This is a genomic window from Microvirga sp. 2TAF3 (genome assembly GCF_052114965.1).
GTDB lineage: Bacteria > Pseudomonadota > Alphaproteobacteria > Rhizobiales > Beijerinckiaceae > Microvirga.
The window spans coordinates 1-21,680 of the sequence record NZ_JBFRFT010000018.1; the positions used below are offsets into that span (position 1 = coordinate 1).

The 21,680-nt window shown below is 59.6% G+C and carries 18 protein-coding genes; 8 read left to right on the top strand and 10 right to left on the bottom strand.

Translation table 11 applies throughout. The features are described from left to right. From AB4Y97_RS16335 to AB4Y97_RS16345, 3 genes are all read left to right on the top strand, one after another. A partial coding sequence (locus tag AB4Y97_RS16335) for a TRAP transporter large permease subunit (RefSeq protein ID WP_442000102.1) occupies positions 1-564 on the top strand: 564 nt, incomplete at its 5' end. A 295-nt stretch (positions 565-859) separates the two neighbouring features. After that, complete coding sequence (gene eda, locus AB4Y97_RS16340) at positions 860-1,504, top strand: bifunctional 4-hydroxy-2-oxoglutarate aldolase/2-dehydro-3-deoxy-phosphogluconate aldolase (RefSeq protein ID WP_442000103.1); 645 nt, start codon at positions 860-862, stop codon at positions 1,502-1,504. A gap of 65 nt (positions 1,505-1,569) precedes the next feature. Then, entirely contained in the window at positions 1,570-2,370 is an 801-nt protein-coding gene (locus AB4Y97_RS16345; protein ID WP_442000104.1) for a tellurite resistance TerB family protein, read from the top strand. A gap of 10 nt (positions 2,371-2,380) precedes the next feature. On the opposite strand, the gene AB4Y97_RS16350 is transcribed toward AB4Y97_RS16345, so the two are convergent. Continuing rightward, complete coding sequence (locus tag AB4Y97_RS16350) at positions 2,381-2,983, bottom strand: hypothetical protein (protein ID WP_442000105.1); 603 nt, start codon at positions 2,981-2,983, stop codon at positions 2,381-2,383. Positions 2,984-3,239: 256 nt separating this feature from the next. Here AB4Y97_RS16350 and AB4Y97_RS16355 point away from each other — a divergent pair, with 256 nt between their 5' ends. The 3 genes from AB4Y97_RS16355 (at position 3,240) to AB4Y97_RS16365 (ending at position 7,512) form a co-directional block, all read left to right on the top strand. Continuing rightward, positions 3,240-5,045, top strand: a complete 1,806-nt coding sequence (locus AB4Y97_RS16355) for an IlvD/Edd family dehydratase (protein WP_442000106.1) — start codon at positions 3,240-3,242, stop codon at positions 5,043-5,045. Between the two features lie 28 nt (positions 5,046-5,073). Continuing rightward, entirely contained in the window at positions 5,074-5,820 is a 747-nt protein-coding gene (locus tag AB4Y97_RS16360) for an SDR family oxidoreductase (RefSeq protein WP_442000107.1), read from the top strand. A gap of 156 nt (positions 5,821-5,976) precedes the next feature. After that, positions 5,977-7,512: a putative bifunctional diguanylate cyclase/phosphodiesterase gene (locus AB4Y97_RS16365; RefSeq protein WP_442000108.1), complete on the top strand. Its 1,536-nt coding sequence runs from the start codon at positions 5,977-5,979 to the stop codon at positions 7,510-7,512. A 49-nt stretch (positions 7,513-7,561) separates the two neighbouring features. On the opposite strand, the gene AB4Y97_RS16370 is transcribed toward AB4Y97_RS16365, so the two are convergent. Continuing rightward, positions 7,562-8,542, bottom strand: coding sequence for a 2-hydroxyacid dehydrogenase (locus AB4Y97_RS16370; protein ID WP_442000109.1), 981 nt, complete (start codon positions 8,540-8,542; stop codon positions 7,562-7,564). Between the two features lie 187 nt (positions 8,543-8,729). Beyond that, entirely contained in the window at positions 8,730-8,954 is a 225-nt protein-coding gene (locus AB4Y97_RS16375; RefSeq protein WP_442000110.1) for a TfoX/Sxy family DNA transformation protein, read from the bottom strand. Between the two features lie 292 nt (positions 8,955-9,246). On the opposite strand from AB4Y97_RS16375, the gene AB4Y97_RS16380 reads away from it, so the two are divergent. Continuing rightward, complete coding sequence (locus AB4Y97_RS16380; protein WP_442000111.1) at positions 9,247-11,421, top strand: EAL domain-containing response regulator; 2,175 nt, start codon at positions 9,247-9,249, stop codon at positions 11,419-11,421. 50 nt (positions 11,422-11,471) lie between these two features. Next, on the top strand, positions 11,472-13,922 hold the full coding sequence (locus tag AB4Y97_RS16385) for an ATP-binding protein (RefSeq protein ID WP_442000112.1): 2,451 nt from the start codon (positions 11,472-11,474) through the stop codon (positions 13,920-13,922). A gap of 187 nt (positions 13,923-14,109) precedes the next feature. Here the strand turns inward: AB4Y97_RS16385 and AB4Y97_RS16390 are convergent, their stop codons facing one another. The 7 genes from AB4Y97_RS16390 to AB4Y97_RS16420 form a co-directional block, all read right to left on the bottom strand. Next, positions 14,110-15,087 (bottom strand): crotonase/enoyl-CoA hydratase family protein, encoded by a 978-nt coding sequence (locus tag AB4Y97_RS16390; protein ID WP_442000113.1) that lies wholly within the window; start codon positions 15,085-15,087, stop codon positions 14,110-14,112. 530 nt (positions 15,088-15,617) lie between these two features. Continuing rightward, the gene (locus tag AB4Y97_RS16395) at positions 15,618-16,241 is read right to left on the bottom strand and encodes a ParB-like protein (protein ID WP_442000114.1); all 624 of its coding nucleotides are present in this window, start codon (positions 16,239-16,241) and stop codon (positions 15,618-15,620) included. A gap of 374 nt (positions 16,242-16,615) precedes the next feature. Next, the gene (locus AB4Y97_RS16400; protein ID WP_442000115.1) at positions 16,616-17,143 is read right to left on the bottom strand and encodes a MarR family winged helix-turn-helix transcriptional regulator; all 528 of its coding nucleotides are present in this window, start codon (positions 17,141-17,143) and stop codon (positions 16,616-16,618) included. Between the two features lie 107 nt (positions 17,144-17,250). Next, complete coding sequence (locus tag AB4Y97_RS16405; protein ID WP_442000116.1) at positions 17,251-18,105, bottom strand: ABC transporter permease; 855 nt, start codon at positions 18,103-18,105, stop codon at positions 17,251-17,253. A 2-nt stretch (positions 18,106-18,107) separates the two neighbouring features. Continuing rightward, entirely contained in the window at positions 18,108-18,887 is a 780-nt protein-coding gene (locus AB4Y97_RS16410; protein ID WP_442000117.1) for an ABC transporter ATP-binding protein, read from the bottom strand. A gap of 34 nt (positions 18,888-18,921) precedes the next feature. Next, positions 18,922-19,935 carry an ABC transporter substrate-binding protein gene (locus AB4Y97_RS16415; protein WP_442000118.1) on the bottom strand — a complete coding sequence of 338 codons (1,014 nt, stop codon included), beginning with the start codon at positions 19,933-19,935 and terminating at the stop codon, positions 18,922-18,924. Positions 19,936-20,043: 108 nt separating this feature from the next. Further along, positions 20,044-21,597, bottom strand: a complete 1,554-nt coding sequence (locus AB4Y97_RS16420; RefSeq protein WP_442000119.1) for a glucan biosynthesis protein — start codon at positions 21,595-21,597, stop codon at positions 20,044-20,046. Between the last annotated feature and the right edge of the window lie 83 nt (positions 21,598-21,680).

Genomic DNA, 21,680 nt, shown 5'->3' on the forward strand with positions numbered 1-21,680 from the left:
TGTCCCCGCAACCAAAACAACAAAAACCGCCCCACACAACAGGGCGGTTTTTGCGTTGGCAGAGCCAGCCACAAAAGCACAGGCAACGCTCACGCCGATGGATCGAGGCTAGCCTCTTCCACGCAGGTGCCGGCAGTCGTCGTAGATGCCGACACGACAGCGCTCAGCGCGCGTAAGCAAGACACGGTTTCCAGACGGGAAGCCCATTCGGATCCCGAGGCCAACGCCAAAAGCAGTGAGACGCCTTTCATAGGCGAACATCAAACTTTTATTAGAATGCATGCCTGGGCCGTCGAAGACGGCTCAGCCTTGCATACGGAACCGGCTCCCGGCCTTCTCGAGGCGGCCCCGATTGTCGCGCATTTCTTCATCTTCTATTACGGAGGCCTCGCCGATATCACGCCGCCGGTGGCGCTTGCCGCCTTTGCGGGCGCCAGCATGGCGGGGGCCGATCCGTTCAAGACGGGCAACAAGACCTTTGGCCCCGGGCTTGGCAAGGCCTTGGGTCCCTTCGTCTTCGTCTATGGACCGGCGATGCTGATCGTGACGCCGAAATTCGTCTAGCTGAGCTTCGTTTCCGTGTTACTGGATGCATGGTTGGAAACGTGCTGCTATCCGCGGCCTTCAGGAGCTATGCCCTGGCATCGGTGCGCATATGGGAATGCTGGCTTTTCGGCCTCTCAGCACTGCCGCTCATCACGCCGGAAATGACAACGACTTTGATCGGATTGGCGCTTGCGAGCCCCGTGGTGATCACGCAGATTATCCGCGCTCGTTTGCAGGCGGAGCCTGTATCCGCTTAGCGGGCCGTCTTGCCTACGGCAGGCTCTCGTCCAGAACCAAACGCCAGGATGCGATCATGAAAGCGAAGACCGATACGCTGCAAAATTATACGCGCCTTGCTCCGGTGATTCCGGTCGTGACCATCGACGATGCGCGTATGAGCATCGATCTGGCGCAGGTGCTGGTTCAGGCTGGGCTTCGGGTGGTCGAGATCACATTGCGGACGCCCGGTGCTATGGATGCGATCGCCGCTATCGCCAAGGCCGTCCCGGAAGCGGTGGTTGCGGCGGGGACGGTCCTGCATGAGAGCCAGATCGGCGAAGTAGTGGATGCCGGGGCCAAATTCATCGTCACGCCGGGTACGCCGGGCAAACTGGCTGAGCGCCTGCGCGAAGCGCCTATCCCCGTCATGCCGGGCTGCGCGACCGTTTCCGAGGCCATGACGCTGGCGGGAATGGGCTTCGAGATCCTCAAATTTTTCCCGGCTGCAGCCTCAGGCGGCGCTGCCTGGCTGAAATCAGTTCAAGGGCCCTTGCCAAAACTTTCCTTCTGTCCGACAGGCGGGATCGATCTGTCGAGCGCTCCCTCCTACCTGTCTTTGCCGAATGTCCCTTGCGTCGGCGGCACCTGGATCACACCGGCAGACGCCTTGAAGAAGGGCGAATTCGGCAGGATCGGGCAGCTTGCCTCGGAGGCTGCGGCCCTTCGCCGGCAAACCTGAACCATTCAGGGGGCGCTCCCGTTGTGTCCTTAGCTCAGCTTGGGACGCAATGAAGGAGGGCCTCCATGGTCGATTACAGAAAGCTTTTGGACGCTGTCGTCGGGGCGTTTGCGAAGCCGGACCAAGGTCAGGCGCAGCAGGTTTCCGGCGGATCGGACAAGCCGGTCGACCGGGCCCATGGGAGCCTCTCCGACCATTCGACCGATCAGCTTTTGCAGAAGGCCAAGGACTTGGCGCAGCAGCATCCCGGCCTTACGCAGGCGGCCCTGCTCGGTCTCGCTGGGTTGATGTTGGGGAAACGCAAGAAGGGCGGCGTCTCGGGAAGCCTCGTCAAATGGGGAGGCCTCGCGGTCATCGGCGGCCTTGCCTACAGGGCCTATCAAAGCCAGAGGGCCGGCAAACCCGCATCCGGCATGACAAACCTGTCCGACTCTCCGCTTTCTGGGGCCCCAACTCCCGAATCGGCGGGGATCGATCTGCCGGAGACCTCGCGCTTTCATCCCGTATCGCAGACCGAAGACGACGCTCTGCTTTATCTACGCACCATGGTAGCCGCTGCCGCGGCCGATGGGCAGGTCGATCAGATCGAGCGGACCCGGATCGTCCACGGTTTGGTCGAGGCCGGCATCGATCCGCAGGCGACCCGTTGGCTGGAACGGGAAATGGAATCGCCGGCCAGTGTCGATGAGCTTGCGGATGGAGTCGACGATCCCGAAAAGGCGGCACAGGTTTATGCGGCCGCCCTGCTCGCCATCGATCCGGATACGCTTCAGGAGCACGAGTTCCTGCGTCAGCTGGCGGAGGCTCTCGATCTGGAACCGACCATGAGGACGCAGATCGAAGAGACAATCGGCGCCGTCAGGTGAGCCAAAGACCTTAAAGAGGAGGAGAGGCGCGGTTGAGCGGTCTGATGCTCTGGTACAGCACGGTCGTCTGCCGTCCGCCCTTTTCATCGTAGCGTTTGCCCAGAGTGAAGCTGAGGTCGGGCGAATAGAGATCCGTATGTTCCGACAGAACGCGGCCCTCCGCATTCAGGAAGCGGTTGCGGACGATGAGCACATTGTAGCTGCAGGAGCCGAGCTGCAGCTTTTCCTGGCCCGATATCGTTATCTCCTGAGAGATCGGCGCTCCGACCTTTCCGGGATCGGCTGGCGCATAGGTCACTGCTCGCCGGGCTTTGGCATCGAGCGGAAAGATGGACCGCAGATCGGAGAGGGGTACATTGAAACGTCGCCCCGCCTCGTCGAAACGGCTGATTTCAAAAAGCCCACGGTAGTAGATGACGTCCTGCTTCTTTCCGCCCGAATAGGTATTCACCACATGCACGAAGTGCTCGGATGTCGGCCTGATTTCCGCCAGTGTTCCCTGACGCTCCAGCACGAAACCCATCTTTGCCGATTGGGAGGTCGGGCAATCCTGCGCCGAAACGGGATTGATGAAACCCGACATGAGAGCCAGGAAGAGAAATCGTTGAAGCATGGCTCGTTTCTGAAAATTCCTACGGGAAGCGATCAAAGCCGTTTTGAAGCGATGTTTCAATAGGCTGAGCGCTTCGTATGGGAGCATGCAGCTTTTTATCGTGGCGCCGGTCTCCGGGACTGGAAAAACCGCCTGTGCCCCTCCCATGTCTATCATGCATCAGAAGCGGAATTTGCGGTCGACGAGACGGTTGATTTCCGTCTTCGCACCGGATCAAATCCCTGTCGACGCATTCATCAGCGGAAAGGACCGAGGAATGACCGAGAAGCCTCAACGGCGTACGCCTGATCAGCTTCGCTCCCGGTTATGGTTCGACAATCCGGACAATCCCGGCATGACCGCGCTCTATCTCGAGCGGTATCTGAATTACGGCCTGACGCGGCAGGAGTTGCAGGGCAAGAATCCGATCATCGGCATCGCCCAGACGGGCTCGGATCTCTCCCCCTGCAACCGCCACCATATCGAACTCGCCAAGCGTGTGCGTGACGGCATCACGGAAGCCGGCGGCGTGGCTTTCGAGTTTCCGTGCCATCCGATTCAGGAAACCGGCAAGCGCCCCACGGCCAGCCTCGACCGCAACCTGTCCTATCTGTCGCTGGTGGAGGTCCTATTCGGCTATCCTCTCGATGCTGTCGTCCTGCTCACGGGATGCGATAAGACAACGCCGGCCTGTCTGATGGCGGCGGCGACAGTGAACATCCCCGCGATCTCGCTCAATGTCGGCCCTATGCTCAACGGCTGGTATCACGGTGAGCGCACGGGTTCCGGCACAGTCGTCTGGAAGGCGCGTGAGCGTCATGCCGCGGGCGAGATCGACTATGAGCAATTCATGGATATCGTCGCCTCGTCCGCGCCATCGGTTGGGCATTGTAACACCATGGGCACGGCCTCGACCATGAATGCCCTGGCCGAGGCGCTCGGCATGTCCCTGCCGGGCTCGGCTGCGATTCCAGCTCCCTACCGTGAGCGCGGCCAGATGGCCTACGAGACGGGCAAGCGCATCGTCGAGATGGTGTGGGAGGACCTGAAACCTTCCGACATCCTTACCCGCGAGGCTTTCGAGAACGCCATTGTCGCCAATGCGGCCATCGGCGGTTCGACCAACGCGCCGATCCATCTCAACGCCATCGCCAAGCATATCGGCGTCCCGCTCGATTGCGACGATTGGGAGCGTATCGGCTTCGAGATCCCGCTTCTCGTGAACGTGCAGCCGGCGGGCGAGTATCTGGGCGAGGAATACTTCCGGGCCGGCGGCCTGCCCGCCGTGCTTGCCGAGCTGATCGGCGCCGGGAAGATCCATGAGAATGCGCTGACCTGTGCCGGCACGGCCATCGGCGAGAATTGCCGCGGCAAGTTCACTTGGGATCGCAACGTCATCCGAAGCTACGACAATCCTCTGAAGGAAAAGGCCGGGTTCCTGAACCTGAAGGGCAATCTTTTCGATTCCGCTATCATGAAGACAAGCGTGATCAGCCCGGAATTCCAGGAGCGCTATCTCAACAATCCGGAGGACCCGAACGCCTTCGAGGGGCGCGTCGTGGTATTCGATGGGCCGGAGGATTATCACCATCGCATCGACGATCCGTCGCTCAAGATCGATGAGCACACCATCCTCATCATGCGCGGGGCGGGGCCTGTAGGCTATCCGGGCGCGGCCGAGGTCGTGAACATGCAACCGCCCGCGGCGCTCATCAAGAAAGGCGTTCATTCCCTGCCCTGCATCGGGGATGGGCGCCAGTCCGGCACGTCCGGCACACCCTCGATCCTTAACGCATCGCCCGAGGCCGCCATCGGCGGCGGGCTGGCCCTGCTGCAGACCGGCGATCGTATTCGCATCGATCTCAACAAGCGCAGCGCCGATATTCTGATTTCCGATGAGGAGCTGCAGCAGCGTCGCGCTGATCTGAGAGCGCAGGGCGGCTATCCTTATCCGGAGAGTCAGACGCCCTGGCAGGAGATCTTCCGTGCGATGGTCGATCAGCTTGCGGACGGGATGACCTTGAAGCCGGCCGTGAAATTCCAGAAAGTTGCGCAGAAATATATCCCTCGGGACAACCATTAGGTTGGCGCCCTTTCTTTCAGGATACATCATGGCTGACAGGCTTGAAGGCAAAACGGCCCTCATCACCGCTGCGGGGCAGGGCATCGGGCGCGCTATCGCGGAGCGTTTCATCCGCGAGGGCGCAAAAGTCTGGGCGACGGATCTCGATGACGGGAAGCTGGACGGCTTGGCGGGAGCCGAGCGCCGCAGGCTCGATGTTCTTTCAAGCCCATCGATCGAGGGGCTTCTCGGCGAGACCGGGCCTCTCGACATCCTCGTCAATGCGGCAGGTTTCGTGCATCACGGCACCGTGCTCGACTGCTCCGAGAGCGATTGGGATTTCTCGTTCGACCTCAATGTGAAATCCATGCACCGGACCATACGGGCCGTTCTGCCAGGCATGCTGCAGAAGGGCGGCGGAGCGATCGTCAACATCGCATCTGGCGCATCTTCCGTCCGCGGTATCCCGAACCGCTATGTCTATGGAACGACAAAGGCGGCCGTGATCGGATTGACCAAGGCCGTCGCCGCCGATTTCATCAGACAAGGTATTCGTGCCAATGCCATTTGCCCCGGCACGATCCAATCGCCGTCGCTCGATGAGCGTATCGCGGCGCAGGCCAAAAGTTCGGGGCAGGGTGCCGATGCCGTTCGGCGCGCCTTCATCGACCGCCAGCCCATGGGGCGGTTGGGAACACCTGAGGAAGTGGCATGGCTCGCCGTGTATCTCGCCTCGGATGAGGCCAGCTACACGACCGGCCAGATCCATCTTGTCGACGGTGGGTTCGCGCTATGACGTAATGCCCGGCGGGGCGGTGCTGAACGATCAAGCCGCCAAGTATCGAATATTTAGATTAATCTTTGCAAATATTCCAGTAAATCTGCACAAGCTGGGTTCCAAAGGAGCTGTCGGGTGGCCGCGCTCGATTTTCGAAGAATAGGAATATTATTGATGCGTCACCGCTACATGATCTGGGACATGACGGTCGTCCTGGCCGTGGCCAGCATGCTTGTTGTTCTTGCATTGGAATATAAACTTCTGGTCGGGAGCGGCCATGATCAGGCTGATGCGGTGCGGATCGAGGCTGCGGAGGTACTCCTCATCGCATTTTGCCTTGGCGTATTTCTGTTCATTTCCGCCCGACGGGTGCGAGCGCAGGAAAGCGAGCTGAAACGGCGCCTGGCTGCAGAGGAGAATGTGCGTGAGCTCGCCTTTCAGGATCCCCTCACCGGTCTGCCGAACAGACGACAATTCGATGATGTGGTGACGGCCGCAGTCGCAGCTCCTCCCGGGGCGGAACGCATGCACGCCGTGCTGCTCATGGATCTGAACGGTTTCAAATCGATCAACGATGTTTTCGGCCATCCTGCAGGCGATGCCGTGCTTCGGGAGATCGGGTTGCGGTTGGCCGCCGCCTTGCGGGACACTGGAGACCATGTTGCAAGGCTTGGAGGTGACGAATTCGGAATCGTCGCGACGCAGCTCCGCAGTGCTGAGGACGCGGCCGGGATTGCCTTGCGCATCATCGAGGCTCTGAAAGCCCCCGTTCAATCCGGAGAGGTCAAGCATAGGGTCGGTGTGGGAATTGGCGTCGCTCTTTTTCCGCAGGACGGCAACAGCGCTCAGGAGATTATCCGGCGGGCCGACGTCGCTCTCTATCGGGCGAAGGCGGAGCCGGAATCCAGCGTGCACTTTTTCGAGGAGCAGATGGATGTTCAGATCCGTGAGCGCGCCTTGATCGAGGGCGAGCTTCGCAATGCGCTCGCGAGCGGCGCTATCCAGCCCTATTATCAGCCGGTCGTCGACCTTGAGACAGGAAAGATCACGGGCTTCGAGGCGCTGGCGAGATGGGACCACCCGACGCTTCAGGATATGCCGCCGAGCCGTTTCATTCCGGTTGCCGAGGAATGCGGGCTGATCCGTGAACTGGGCGACCATCTTCTGAGGACGGCATGTCGCGATGCATGCCAGTGGCCTGAACACACGACGCTGTCGTTCAACGTCTCGCCTGTGCAGCTCAGGACTTCGAACTTCGGATCGCACGTGCTGGCCATCCTTCGTGAGACAGACTTTCCTCCCCATCGGCTTGAGATCGAGATTACCGAGAACACGCTGGTTCGCGATCTGAAGGCCGCCGAGCGGGCTCTTGGAAGTCTTCGCGAAGCCGGGGTGCGTATAGCGCTCGACGATTTCGGAACAGGTTATTCTAGCCTCTATCATTTGCGGAATTTCAAGGTCGACAGGATCAAGATCGACCGGAGCTTCGTCGAGAGCATGGGCCGGGAAATCGAGAGCAACGCCATCATCCGGGCCCTGCTCGGTCTTGGTCACGGGCTCGGCGTGCAGGTGACCGCCGAAGGAATCGAGAACCCCGAGCAGCAGGCTGCTCTCAAAAGCCAGGGCTGCGATCAGGGCCAAGGCTTTCTGTTCAGCGATGCATTGCCGGCCGCGGAAGCCCAGGCTCTCTTCAGCGCAGAGCGCCGCTAATTCTGCCGCACGCCATACGCTGAGCCTATTCAGCCAACGTTGGTGGGGATCAGGGCCGGATGGCTGCTCGTCCATGCCAAGGCGTTTCCGGAACCGCGGTGAGCGGGCCTTTGCCCTCGAACCATGAGATCAAGTTGTCGACGACGAGTTGGCCCATGGCCTTGCGTGTATGGACGGAGCCCGAGGCGACATGGGGCAGCAGAACGACATTGTCCATGCCGATCAGCTCCCGGGGAACACGCGGCTCGCTTTCGAAGACATCGAGACCTGCGGCGAGGATCGTGCCCTGACGCAGCGCTTCGATCAGCGCCTGTTCGTCCACGACGCTGCCGCGGGCGACGTTGATCAGAACGCCATTGGAACCGAGCGCTTTTAGAATATCGGCATTGATCAGATGTTTGGTCGCAGCGCCGCCGGGTGTGATCGCGATCAGGACATCCACGGCCCCGGCCATGTCAATGAGGGTCGGATAATATCGGTAGGCGATTTCCGTCTGCTCATTGCGGCCATGATAGGCGATGCTTACGCCGAACCCTTCAAGACGCTGCGCGATGGCCTTGCCGATTCTTCCCAATCCGATGATCCCGACCTTGCGACCGCGTAGAGACGGCGACAGGGGGAAGGGCGCCTTGAGCCATTCGCCTGCACGCAGGTAGCGATCGGCTTGCGGAATGCGTCTGAGCGTGGCGATGAGAAGCCCGAGCGTCAGGTCCGCCACCTCGTCATTGAGGACGTCGGGTGTATTGGTCACGATGACGCCGCGCTTCGCAGCCTCTTGCACATCGACATTGTCATAGCCGACGCCGAAGCTTGCGATGATCTCCGCATTCGGCAGGAATTCGAGAAGTGCCGCATCCGCGCGTCCGCCCATCGTGCTCGTGGCGATGCCGCGGATGCGGGGGCCGATCTCGCGCAAGAATGTATCTCGGTCGGGAGCTTCCCACATGCGATGCAGGGTGAAGGTCTCATCGAGCGATTCGATGACGCTCGGCAGCATCCGCCCGGTCATCAAAATGTCGGTCTTGGGCATGGTTCGTCCTGTTCGATGCTTCCTGGAGTTTGGTCATGCTTCAACGAGGCATGACCAAACTCCAGATCCCTTGATAGGAACTAGATGTCACTTGTCCGGATCATGATCTAGCCGATGGCACAGCGAAATGATGCGCCTTTGCGAAGCGCTTCGTCGATCATTCTGGCTTCATGCTGGAGAGTCGTCTTCACGGAGGGGGCAGATCGAGCCAGTGGCATCCGCGCAAAGCGGCTTCCAGGCCGTAGAGGGCGTTCAGGCTGACGCGCTTTGGAAACATGAATTTGAGACGCCGATAGGCTTCCACCGATCCCATCGACTGCAGGTCCGCGACCGTACCTATTCCGGCTTCTTCCAGCCACCCTCGAGTCACTGGGCCAACGCCTGGAAAGGTGCCGATGGGGGCGGCGCTCATGACGAAAACTCCGGTGCGCGGTGTCGCATCCGTTCACGATAGATCAAGTAAAGCCCGGATGCGACAGCGGCAGCGGCGTTCGTGCAGGTTCTGCCGAATTGCCTCACCACCGGTCCAAAATGACATTCCGTAAGGATGTATGCACCAACATTCGAGCTATCTTTGATATAGCAGAGAATTGCGAGTTTTGCGCCGCGCGTGCAAAGATAATGTGCGATAAATCTGAAGAGAAAAATGCTCCGATGGCGGTATATTTTTTACATCGGGGAACAGTATATCGTAGGGGAGGGGCATGTCACTGATTCTTATACTTGACGACCGAATCACCAACAGAAACATTTTCTCTCGATTGGCCTTGTCGCTGGGGGAAGGAATAACAGTCCAAGCGTTCAACAAGCCAGAGACTGCACTGGCATGGCTTGATGACAATTCTCCGGATCTGGTCATAACCGATTACAAGATGCCCGGTCTCGACGGCGCCGAATTCACTCGCCAATTGCGCGCTAAGGCGCACGGTGCCGATGTGCCGGTGATCGTTATCACGGCCTATGACGACCGGACTTTCCGGCTCCGCGCGCTCGAGGCCGGTGCGACCGATTTCCTCAACAGTCCCGTCGACCATTACGAATTCATCACACGTGCCCGCAATCTCCTGAAACTGCACCGCCAGCAGCAATTCATCAAAAGTCGTGCGCAGATGCTGGAGCAGCAACTCCGGCGCAGTCAGCAATCGAACGACGAGCTTGTGCGCAATAGCCGCGAAGCTCTGGCGCAGGTCATCGACACGGTACCTGCCATGATCAGTGCTACGGACAAGGATGGCTGCGCGGTTTTCGTCAACGCGCACTTTGCCATTTTGGTCGGCTACCCCCCTGAGGCCTTGTTGGGCGAGAAGTTGGGCGACATACTGCGAAGCGACCAAAGCAAACATAGCGCGCAGCTTGACAAGCTCGTGTTTGGTACGGCTGCTGCGGTTCCGACCTTCGAGGAAGAGGTTGTCGACCACAGTGGCGCCCGTCGTATTCTGCTGACAACGAAAGCCCCGCTCCGCGATCAATCGAACAATGTCGTCAGCGTTCTGACCACCTCCGTCGATATCACCGAGCGCAAGGAAGCAGAAGGATTATTGCGCCACATGGCGCTTCACGACACGCTGACCGATCTCCCGAACCGTACGATGCTCAGCGAACGTATCCAACATGAACTCTCACGTGGTAGCAGCCGTTTCGCGCTCCATCTCATCGATCTTGACCGATTCAAGATCGTCAACGACGCCTTTGGCCATGCCAGTGGCGACCGATTGCTGCAAAAAGTAACGGCGCGACTTAACGAATATGCGAGCAGCACGACCATGGTTGCTCGTCTTGCCGGTGACGAGTTCGTTATCCTGCAGATGGAGATCGCGGATCCGAGTGAAGCCGGACTGCTCGCGCAAAACATTATCGACACGTTGTCCACGCCCTTCATCTGCGAGGACCAGGAAATCACGATCGGCAGCAGCATCGGCATTGCGCTCTGTCCTTGCGACGCGGCGGATTCGGACAGGCTTCTCAAGTGCGCCGATCTGGCCATGTACAATGCCAAGGCCGAGGGGCGAAATACCTTCCGCTTCTTCTCCGCACATATGGATGCGAGCACGCAAAGGAGCATTATTCTTGAAACGGATCTGCGTAAAGCACTCGGTCGCGAGCAGCTTCTGCTGCATTATCAACCGCAGATCGATCTCGCGACCGGTCGGATCGTCGGCGCAGAGGCTTTACTGCGCTGGCAGCGTCCCACTGTTGGCCTCACCTCTCCGGCAGCCTTTTTGGACATCGCAGAGGATAGCGGGCTCATTGTAGAAATCGGTGAGTGGGTCTTACGCGAAGCGTGTGCACAGGGTGCGGTGTGGCAGCAGCTTGGGCTTCCGGCCATGCGGGTTGCCGTCAACCTATCTCCGGTCCAACTCCGGCGACCAGATCTCGTTTCCATCGTCGCCGAAGCGCTGGAGGCTGCCGGCTTCGATCCGGCGCTCCTTGACTTGGAGTTGACTGAAACCGGCTTGCTCGGCAATACCGAGCAGGCCCTTGCAACTCTGCAAGGTCTAAAGGAACTTGGCGTACAATTATCGGTCGACGATTTCGGGACAGGTTATTCTTCGTTGAATTACGTGAAAAATTTCCCCGTCGATCGTCTTAAACTGGATCGGTCTTTCGTCTCGAACCTGACTATCGGAAACCGGGACGCGGCTATCGTCGATGCCATCACAAACCTTGCGCGCAGCCTGAACATCCGTGTGGTCGCGGAGGGCGTTGAAACGCAACAGCAGCTTTTGCATTTACTGGATAATCATTGCGATGAAGCGCAGGGATTTTATTTCAGTCGGCCACTGCCGCCAGCCGACTTCGAGGCTCTGTTGCGTGAGCGTCCCGCTTTCCGCCTGCCGGCGCGGGAGAAAGCCAGAGGCGCTGCGAGTGCCAAATCGTGATGCGTCGATTCCTGGCTGGCCTCCACGAATCTCCGGATCGCGAGTACGAGATGAGCTTCAACCGGATCGCCTTTTTTCTGGTGATCTGTGGCTACACACTCTGGACGAGACCGCCTCAGGCTCATGCCGCCCTCTTCAGCATGATGATATTCGGGATCGTCTCCGTCGGTGTCGTCATTCACATACTGCTGCGGCCGAAGGTATCGACTGCCCGGCGCGTGGTGGCGATGATCAGCGATCTCGGAACGACGTCCCTGCAACTTCATTTTGGCGGTGAGGTTTCATCCGTCTTCTTTCCGCTCTATCTCTGGATTACGTTCGGCAACGGTTTTCGTTTCGGCATCTGGTTCCTTTACGTCGCAACGGGGATCTCTGTAACGGGTTTTACGGCGGTCATCGTTTCGACCCCCTTTTGGCGCAACGATCTTTATCTGTCGGTCAGCCTTCTGCTCTCCCTGATCGTGCTTCCGGTCTATACGAGCACCCTGATCCGCAACCTCTCTAAGGCGAAGGCCCAGGCGGAAGCTGCCAGCAGAGCCAAAAGCCTTTTCCTCGCCAGCGTCAGCCACGAGTTGCGCACACCGCTCAATGCCATCATCGGCATGTCGGAACTGCTACGCGAGACACCGCTCGAAGGTGAACAGAAAGGAATGGTGCAGACAATTCGCAATGCCGGCCAATCGCTGCTTAACCAGATCAATGGTATTCTTGACCTATCGCGCATCGAGGCTGGGCAGATGCCGGTCAGCGCGGTGGATTTCGACCTTCTCGACTTGTTGTCGAACGTGCGCGCCATGGTGATGGCCGAGGCCCGCGAGAAGAACCTGCCCCTTTATCTTCATATGACTCCTTGGACTCCTATGCGGGTCAATGGTTCGGAGCATCATCTCCAGGAGATCTTGCTCAACCTCATGGGCAATGCGGTCAAGTTTACGGCGTCCGGTAGCGTCCTGCTCACGGCCGACAGCTTCGAAATCGACGCAAGGCCGCATCTTCGTTTCGAGGTTTCCGATACCGGGATCGGCATTGCAACATCCGCCATCGGGCGGATCTTTGAAGATTTCACTCAGGCTGACGACACGATCATCAACCGTTACGGTGGCACGGGCCTCGGCTTGGCGATCTGTAAACGACTGGTCGAGAATCTGGGGGGCGCCATTGGTGTTCAGAGCGAACTGGGAAAGGGAAGCATTTTCTGGTTTACCCTCCCGGTCCAGCCATCTTCCTGTGTGCCGGAGCAGAGTCAGGACGAGGTGTCTCCAAGCGCGATTCTGATTTGCCCTGAAGAGAAAAGGGCGGCGGATATCGCTGAGCGGCTTCAGTTGGGACGAGACCTCGTTTTGGCAGGCGATTTCTCCCAAGGCCGTGCCTGGGTGCAGGACCATAGTGATGAATCCGTCGTCGTGTTCCTGCACGGAGATACGCTCGCCTTTGCTGCAGCTTTAGAGCTCCGTAACACTTCACCGGAAATCGCGATCGTCCTCATTGGATCGGATGGTCGGAGGGATCTCGCGCCTTTCGAATGGCGCCGGTCGTTCATCAGCATCCTGCCCTCTGATTTCACCCCCGAAGAGGCCATGGCCGCCTGGCGAATCGGCAAGGTGCATTTAGGTGTCCCGAGAGTCGGGGCGACTTTCGGGGACGCGGAGGATGAGCAGGCCGAGATCATTACCGGATTGAAGGTTCTCCTGGCAGACGACAATAGCACCAACCGGGTCGTGATCTCGAAGATCCTCGAACGTGGCCACCATGCCGTTCACGTGGTCACGAACGGTGAAGAAGCCCTCGACGCGCTGGAGGAGAACGGGTTCGATCTCGTCATTATGGACATCAATATGCCGGTGATGACCGGTCTCGAGGCGGCGAAGCTTTACCGCATGACGTCTCTCGGCCAGCCACATGTCCCGATCGTCGCTCTCACTGCCGATGTCACCGAAAATACGGCTGCTCTTACGATCGAAGCCGGCATGGATGCCTGTGTGACAAAACCCGTCCAACCGGCGGTTCTCCTCCGGTTGATTTCTCAGGTGGTGAAGTCTGGTGCCCTCCCTGAGAGACCGGCACGCCGGGACGAGGAGAATGTATCCCCGACAGTCGCAAATATCGCCGCGCACCGTCGCTTCCAAACGGAGCGCGACCTCGTCATCGATGAGCAGGTGCTCGCAGATCTTGAAAACCTCGGTGGTGCGGAGTTTTTGTCCGAGCTCGTCAAAGAATTCCTGTCCGACGCGGATTCCCTTGTGGCCTCATTAAGAGAGGCAGCGTCAGCTGCGAAAAGCTCACGGTTCCGCTCGGAGGCTCACGCTCTTCAAAGCGCGGCAGCAAATATCGGGGCCAGGAAAATTCACGAGATCTGTCTTCAGTGGCGCAAGATCAACAATGCGGATCTGGCGGGGGATGGCTTACGACAGATCAGGCTGCTTGAAGCGGAACTGGAGCGGGCCCGACATGCACTCCTGGATCACGTTCGGAAGGGACGTACCCGAAGAAGCCTACACTGACCGCGTGCAACCTCACCGGCGGGGCAGGGATGCGGCGGCGCCAAGCCGAGCCGTCGCATCTCCCAGAGGACGAGTAGAGAGCCATGATCCTGTAAAGTGGAGACCGCCTTTGCCGAAGGAAGGATAGAGCGAACGCAGACATAGTCTAAACGATTCCGCCCTAGCCGCATCGTGGCCAAGGCGCGGGTCATTCCGCCGCTATGGCATAGGGTGCCAGGGCCGCCGCCAGGCGGCGATCCTGCGCCGTCGTGAGGCGAGCCATCTTGCGCAGATCCAGGTCCGTCAACTTCAGAGCAGCATCGACCCAGATATCGACGATATCGCGCAGTTCCTCGTACGTTACAGGGTTCACGCGGCGTCGTGCCCGATAGATGGCATTGTGGGCATTGTGCTTCCGGTTGTTGCGCTCGATATATTCCTGCACCGCCATCTCGCCTTCGCCGTCCTCGGCGAGGACATCAACGACGCCGAGGGCATGAAGTTCTTCGGCCGTATAAAGCTTGCCGCTCATGATCATCTTCTCGGCTGCGACCGAGCCGATCCGTCGGGAGAGGAAGCTGTAGGCGCCCATGCCAGGGAACAGATTGAACAGCACTTCGGGCAACCCCATCTTGGCGCTCCTTTCGGCTACGATCAGATCGAACGACAATGCGCATTCGAAGCCGCCGCCCAAAGCATCCCCCTGAACCAGCGCCATGGTGATCACTGGCGTGTTGAAGGCGTGAGCATTGCCATAGATCACGTCGATGCAGGCATAAGCGTAAGCTTGCATGCTCTCGCGATCCCTGGCCCGGATGCGCTCTGCAAAATGCGCGAGATCGCCACCCATGTTATAGATTCCCGGTGTGCGGGAGCTAAACACTACGTATTCGATAGGCTGACGCGCATCGCTACGGCGCCTGTCGAAGATCTGTGCAATCGAGCTCTGCATTCTCTTCATGTCATGCAGGAGATCCATCGTGAAAATCGGGCGGATGCTCGGGCGCATCGCGGCCCAGTACGTCCTGGTTTCAGGATCGAGCATGGTGTCGATGTTCGGAAATTGTGTATTGGCAACCTCGACATGCGCTGGAACGGCTATCCGCTCGGCGTTGGTCAATGGAGAGAAGATCCGGCTAGTTCCCAGAGGAGCTGAACCGTCGAATTGGGTCTGGAGAGAATGCATTAATAGGTTCCTTAGCGAAGACGTCAAGAATGGAAGTGCACAGCATCCGATTACGCAGTGCATCTGTATTCTCAGTCCACGACAGGAAGGATTTCAATGGCCTGTTAAGCATATAGGCCTCTATAAGTGCATCTAATTTAGTAGAGTGGCTCTAGAATGACTCGACAGAAGTTCTTTTAGAGATTTGTAATACTGTTTAAAAAGATAATTATGTTACGTAAACCGTGATGCAACGCGCGTTTGTACTACGATCGGTAGTTGCGGCAGGCGTATAGGCTGGCAGGAGCGCGAGCGCCCCTCTGCTTCAGGCATTGCGCCGCTCCAGCGCTCGGAAGCTGCTTCTCGATGGCGCCCTTCGTGACTGGCTGGCGCAAAGGACTTGAGTTCCCTGCCTTGGTCCTTGCCAAAGGTCAGTAGACGTCCTCAAGGAAACTCAAGATTGACCGTAGCCGCGAGTCCCGTCCTAAGGGTTATGAACGGATTATGAGGTCATATCGCTGCTGCCGCAGCCTCCTGGCTCGTCCGGCTCGTCAGTCGGAACCGCCCGTAGCGCCGCACCAGCCAGGCAGGTATTCAGCTTGACGGCTCTTAGCGAGTTTGAGCGCCTGATCCAGGGCCCGCTCGTATCTGTCCTGCACCCGTTTTCGCTTGATATTCCGCCGGAGGAAGTCGGCCCAGAGGAACTCGCTATAGAGCGTCGTGTCCTTGGCAAAGCCGCCTATGCGCCGGAGTTCACCGGCAAGTGATCGGTACGGATCGTCGACAAGCCCATCGATAGATTTCGGAATGTCCTGATGGGTCCTGAGTCGACCCTCGGCGTCATAGACATGCATCCAGTTCTTGTGGGCGAGCACGAACCAGAACGCATCCCTCTCCAACCCACTCAGATCTGCCATGACAGAGGCCAGCGCATGCTCGACTCCTTCGCGATGAAGAGCCAGCACCAGATGGTGGTGATCGAGGATGTAGCAGCGTCCCTTCGGTCCGACGACCACGGGGATCAGGTGCATGCCCAAGGATTCCGCGGCTTTGCTGCCCTTATTGCGCCAGCTGCGGCATTTCTCCTCCACTTCCCGCATGCCAACCGTAATCTGCGTGGGTCGCAGATCTGCGAGCCGGACGAGTTTGAGAACTGGCTCCTGTGCGTCTTGCATTCTTGTGCCCATCTCTCATGCTGCTCGATGGCGAGCCATCATGATGGCCCAAGAGACCATGAGCCTCGTGTTCGATTATGTCGTGTTAATTAGAGCATCATCTCGATGATAGAAGGCATCAAGGACGGCTTGGTGTGCAACTTGATGCAACGACGGAGTCTGGCTTGGAGAGCCGGTGATCAGGCAATCTTCTACGAAACCCGCATGCCAGGATTTGTCATCACGGTGATGGCTTTGCCGCCGACGATTGCCTCTACCATCTGGGTGAACAGAGTCCGGGTGCGGAGACGCGGCCGATCAGAGACTGTTTCCCCGCGCACGGCCCTTGCGTTCCAGATAACGATCATAACGATCGCGGCCGCAAAAGCTGTATTTCAGGCTGTAGCGGCAACCGGCTCTTCCAGGGTCCCGACTTCATCGAGTTCGTCATCGGCATCGAAGCCGCTCGGATCGGCCCCCGTGATGCTGGCAAGATTCTTTGCGGCCTTGCGCAGGAGCTTTCTCAGGCGTTTGCGGTCCTTGTTATCGAAGCCGGCCAAAAGCTCGTCCTCGACTTCATCCCACAGAGCGTTGATCGCGGCGGCCTTCTTCTTGCCTTCCTTGGTCAGCTTCACGCGCACCACGCGCGCGTCGCCGGGCTCCGTATGACGCTCGACAAGCTTCAGGGACGAGAGGCGGGATATGGTCTTGGAGGCAGTCGGTGGCCGAACGCGAAGGATGAGGGCAAGATCACCCATCGTCATGGTGCCCGAATTGGCCAGGGCCTGGAGCACCTGCTCCTGCCCAGCAAAGAGGCCGAGCTCGGAGAGCTTGTCTCCCGTGCGGCTGCGATGAAGGCGTGCTGCCTGAACCAAGGACCAGCCGACGCTCTTCACGCCCGGATGCTTATTGTCTTTGTCCATCCAATCCCCCGCCCTTGAAAGCTTAGGCACGGCTCACCATGAGCGGAAGTCGTGACGGTTCGATGACAGATTCATTTCACCAGCAGACAAGATCCGGCATCACCGTTTCATCTATCCTGCGCGACGGCACTCTCGTGCCAGCGCTTCAAGAGAATATGAGATAAGGCGGCCATCAATAGAAACAAAATAACGCCAGTCGCCGCCAAAAGAACGAGGGCCGCGAACAGGCGGGGAATATTGAGCCGGTATTGGCTCTCGATGACGCGGTAGGCGAGACCCGACCCGGCGCCCGCCGACCCTGCCGCCATCTCCGCGACGACCGCGCCGATCAGGGACAGGCCGGCGGCGATGCGCAATCCCGCCAGAAAGGCCGGGAGCGCCGCCGGGCGGCGCAGATACCATAAGGCCCTCACCCGGGAGCGAAGGCGGGCCACCGGCCCGTGAGCGGACGGGGCGCCATAGAGCGCAAACAGCTCGAGAAGACCGCGATCGACCGATTGCAGGCCGAGCATGGTGTTCGAGAGAATGGGGAAGAACGCCACGATCCAGGCGCAGGCGAGCACGGCGATATCCTGCGGCATGTAGATCAGGAGCAGAGGCGCGATCGCGATCACGGGAGTGACCTGCAGCACCACGGCGAAGGGATAGAGCGAATATTCCACGATCCGCGAGAGGCTCAAGACGACTGCAAGCGTCACCCCGCCGAAGACGGCAAGGCCGAGACCGAGAAGAGTGGTCTTGAGCGTCACGACGAGCGATGCCGACAGGATTGGCCAGTCCTTGACGATGGTTCTCCCGATCAGGCCCGGTGCGGGCAGGATATAGGGCGGAACCGCCGCGATCCGCACATAGAACTCCCAGGCGGCGAGGGCGGCAACGAAGACCAGAAGCGGCAGGACGATTTTGGCAACGCTGCGCCAATGGTCGGAAAACACCGGGCGCTGGAAGGGATCGTCCAGCATGGCTACAAGGGCTCGTTCGAGGTCAGTTCGGCCAGAACCTGCGATACATCCCGGCACAATTCCGCATAGCGGGCGCTGGTGCGAAAATTCATGCTGCGCTCTCCAGATCGATCCACGCGGATTTCGGCGGCGATGCAGCCGGGGTGCGGAGTCATGACCGCGACCCGGTCCGAGAGATAGACACTCTCGAAGACCGAATGGGTTACGAACACGATGGTGCAGGAAAGATCGCGCTTCAATCTCAGAAGGTCGTCGTTCAACCGGAAACGGGTGATCTCGTCGAGCGCGCCGAAGGGCTCGTCCATCAGCAGAAGCCGCGGCTTCAAGGTCAGCGCACGGGCGATGGAGACCCGCATTTTCATGCCGCCGGACAATTCCCGGGGATAGGCCTCGGCAAAGGCCTCCAGCCCGACGAGGGACAGGCTTTCCGCGATGCGGCCTTGCGCTTCCCTCTTCGAGATCCCGCGCAGGCGTAAGGGAAGCCATACATTGTCGGTCACATTGGCCCAGGGCATCAGGGTCGGCTCCTGGAACACGAAGCCGATCTCAGCGCGGTGATCGAGACCCGCAGGGCCTGGCCAGATCACGCTCCCTGCCGTCGGCTGGGCCAGGCCTGCGATGAGTCGCAACGCCGTCGATTTCCCGCAGCCCGAAGGGCCGAGCAGCGAGACGAACTCGCCTTCCCGGATATCGAGGTGAAACCCGGCAAGAGCCGTCACGCCATTGGCGAAAACCTTGGAGATGCCATTGAGGGACACGAGGGGGGCAACGGGCTCTGCCATGGGTGCAGCAATGCCGTGAAGCGGCGCTGCCCTCCTATTTCCTGAGATCGAGCCCTACGCCCTTGTTCACGAACCGGAGCGTATAGGCCTTCTTGTAGTCGAGATCGGCTTTGAAGAGGCCGGCCTTCACCATCTTGTCGAAGAAATCCTTCATCCGCGCGTCGGTCATGGCGCCGATGCCGAGCGTTCTGGCATCCCCGGAATCGACGATGCCGTATTCCTTCATCCTGGCAATCGAATAGGCGATCAGCTCGTCCGTCATCTCGGGATTGTCGCGCTTGATGAGGGCGTTCGCCTTGGCGTTGTCGCCGTAGAGATAATTGTACCAGCCGATGGTCGAGGCATCGACGAAGCGCTGCACGAGATCGGTATTCTTCTCGATCAGCTCGTGGCGCGTCTCGACGGTGGTCGAATAGGTGCTGAACCCGTGATCGGCCAGAAGGAACACGTTCGGCTTGAACCCGGCCGCCTTCTCGATGGTAAGGGGTTCGGATGTGGCATAGCCCTGCTGGACGGCTTGCTTGTTGGCGATGAAGGGAGCGGGATTGAAGCCGTAGGGTTTCACCTGCTCGTCCTTGAAGTCGTATTCCGCCTTCATCCATTGATAGAAGGTGGCGAAGCCGTCCTTCGACAGCAGGATGCCGTTCGACTTCTTCAAGTCCTGGAACGTATCGAGCCCCTGGCCTGGATGGCTGAGAAGAACCTGCGGCTCCTTCTGGAAATGGGCCGCAACCACGACGGTCGGAATATCCTTCTCGACCGCCGAGAAGGCCTGGATCATGCTGCCGCCCATGTAGAAGTCGAGCTTCCCGACCGTCATCAGCATGCGGTTGTTGGCGCGCGGCCCGCCCGGCACGATGGTGATTTTCAGCCCGTATTTCTCGAAAGTCCCGTCCGCGACGGCCTGGTAATAGCCGCCGTGCTCGGCTTGGGCGATCCAATTGGTGCCGAAGGTGACTTCGGTCAGGGGCTGCTGCGCCAGGGCGGCGGTGGCGCCCCAGCCGAGACAGGCGGCCAGAGCCCAGGAAACACGAATTTTCAACGTCATCCGCAGCGATCCTCTTGCATCCGGCAGCCGAAGCCCGCCGTTCACGCCCGCTTCTGTGCAGGCGATGGTGAGGCTTGGCAAGACCGGCGCAGCCTCATCGAGGCGAGATCATTCCACCGACCAGGGATAAGTCCAGGTTTCCGTCAAGGTCTTGTTGCCGGCGCGCAGGAAGGCGCGGAGATCCGTGGACTGGCCGGGGTCGAGCTTGACGTCGATGGCTACCCGAAAACCCTTCGTGTGCTCGTTCGGCACGATGAAGGTGTGGGTGATGGTGCCGGCCGACGTGGTCGGAATGAGCTTCACCTGTTCGGGGTCCGCCAAGTAATAGGCCAAGTCCCCGCCGGCGAAATCGATGATGAAGCGGCGATGGGTGGGGTCGCTCGGGCCGTTCGAGCCGCTGTTGCGGGCGGGGGTCTGGAAGGTATTGATGGCCTTGCCGCCCGGATGCATGCCGTTCGATGTGGTGAGAGCCCGCAGCCGGTAGGTCACCGTGATCTCCTGCCCCGCTTCATAAGGGCGGTTCGGCTGCCAATAGGCGACGATATTGTCGTGGGTCTCGTCGGGCGTGGGGATTTCGGCCAGCTCGACCCGACCCTCGCCCCATTCGCCGATAGGCTCGACCCAGTAGCTCGGCCGCTTGTGATAGGAGGTCTCGAGATCCTGGTAATTTTCGAAAACCCGGTCCCGCTGCATCAGGCCGAAGCCACGCGGATTCTTGTCGCTGAAGGACGAGACGGTCTTGCGGGCGGGGTTGCGCAGCGGACGCCAGATCCATTCGCCCGCGCCGGACTGCATGAGCAGCCCGTCCGAATCATGGAGTTCCGGCCGGAAATCGTCCGTCCGCTTGCGCTCGTTCTCGCCCTCGAAGAACATCGAGGTGAGGGGGGCCAGGCCCACATTCGGGATCGTCTGCCGGGGAAACAGCGTCGCCGTCACATCGAGGGTCGTCTCCTTCGACGGATAGAGAACGAAGCGATAGGCGCCAGCAACGGACGGGCTGTCGAGAAGGGCGTAGATCGTCGCCTGATCGCTGTCCGGCTTGGGCATCTCGATCCAGAACTCGCGGAAATGGGGAAATTCCTCCGCTTCGCCGCCTTGCACATTGATTGCCAGGCCCCGGGCGGACGCGCCATATTTCTGGTCGGCCCCGAGAAAACGGAAATAGCTCGCTCCCAGGAACGCGATGACCTCGTCGAAAACCTTGGGATTGTTGACCGGGTAATGCAGGCGGAACCCGGCAAAGCCCAGATTGACCGGCAGGGGTTTCTCGATCTTGTTGTGCCCGTAATCGAACAATTCGCGCTGATAGGGGACCGGGGTCGGCACCCCGTCCCGCAGGACGTTCACGGTCACCGGGCGCTGATAGAGGAAGCCGAGGTGGAACAGCTGCATCCGGAAGGGGCTGCCGCTCGAGGCAAGAAGCGCCTTTTCGGGACGGAAGCGGATATCCCTGTAATCGTCGAAGCTGAGCCGGTTCAGAGGTTCGGGCAATTGCGACGCCATCGGTTCATAGGGCTTCGACGACAGCTCCCGGGCCCGGCGAACGACATCCTCGAAACGGAACGGATTGGGGGCCGGAACGCCATTCTGTTGCGCGAGCGCCGGCAGGGCGACGCTGGCGAGAAGGCCTTGCAGAATGATTCGGCGAGTCAGATTCGTCATGGGCAGAGCGGTTCTTCTTGGGCGAAAGAGGGGCCGGAGGTCGACGTCGGTATGAAGCGGGGCCATGTCTCCGTCTACCTGTC

Coding starts and splice junctions, on each gene's coding strand:
- eda (WP_442000103.1), top strand. CDS start 860: ATGAAAGCGAAGACCGATACGCTGCAAAATTATACGCGCCTTGCTCCG.
- AB4Y97_RS16345 (WP_442000104.1), top strand. CDS start 1,570: ATGGTCGATTACAGAAAGCTTTTGGACGCTGTCGTCGGGGCGTTTGCG.
- AB4Y97_RS16350 (WP_442000105.1), bottom strand. CDS start 2,983: ATGCTTCAACGATTTCTCTTCCTGGCTCTCATGTCGGGTTTCATCAAT.
- AB4Y97_RS16355 (WP_442000106.1), top strand. CDS start 3,240: ATGACCGAGAAGCCTCAACGGCGTACGCCTGATCAGCTTCGCTCCCGG.
- AB4Y97_RS16360 (WP_442000107.1), top strand. CDS start 5,074: ATGGCTGACAGGCTTGAAGGCAAAACGGCCCTCATCACCGCTGCGGGG.
- AB4Y97_RS16365 (WP_442000108.1), top strand. CDS start 5,977: ATGCGTCACCGCTACATGATCTGGGACATGACGGTCGTCCTGGCCGTG.
- AB4Y97_RS16370 (WP_442000109.1), bottom strand. CDS start 8,542: ATGCCCAAGACCGACATTTTGATGACCGGGCGGATGCTGCCGAGCGTC.
- AB4Y97_RS16375 (WP_442000110.1), bottom strand. CDS start 8,954: ATGAGCGCCGCCCCCATCGGCACCTTTCCAGGCGTTGGCCCAGTGACT.
- AB4Y97_RS16380 (WP_442000111.1), top strand. CDS start 9,247: ATGTCACTGATTCTTATACTTGACGACCGAATCACCAACAGAAACATT.
- AB4Y97_RS16385 (WP_442000112.1), top strand. CDS start 11,472: ATGAGCTTCAACCGGATCGCCTTTTTTCTGGTGATCTGTGGCTACACA.
- AB4Y97_RS16390 (WP_442000113.1), bottom strand. CDS start 15,087: ATGCATTCTCTCCAGACCCAATTCGACGGTTCAGCTCCTCTGGGAACT.
- AB4Y97_RS16395 (WP_442000114.1), bottom strand. CDS start 16,241: ATGCAAGACGCACAGGAGCCAGTTCTCAAACTCGTCCGGCTCGCAGAT.
- AB4Y97_RS16400 (WP_442000115.1), bottom strand. CDS start 17,143: ATGGACAAAGACAATAAGCATCCGGGCGTGAAGAGCGTCGGCTGGTCC.
- AB4Y97_RS16405 (WP_442000116.1), bottom strand. CDS start 18,105: ATGCTGGACGATCCCTTCCAGCGCCCGGTGTTTTCCGACCATTGGCGC.
- AB4Y97_RS16410 (WP_442000117.1), bottom strand. CDS start 18,887: ATGGCAGAGCCCGTTGCCCCCCTCGTGTCCCTCAATGGCATCTCCAAG.
- AB4Y97_RS16415 (WP_442000118.1), bottom strand. CDS start 19,935: ATGACGTTGAAAATTCGTGTTTCCTGGGCTCTGGCCGCCTGTCTCGGC.
- AB4Y97_RS16420 (WP_442000119.1), bottom strand. CDS start 21,597: ATGACGAATCTGACTCGCCGAATCATTCTGCAAGGCCTTCTCGCCAGC.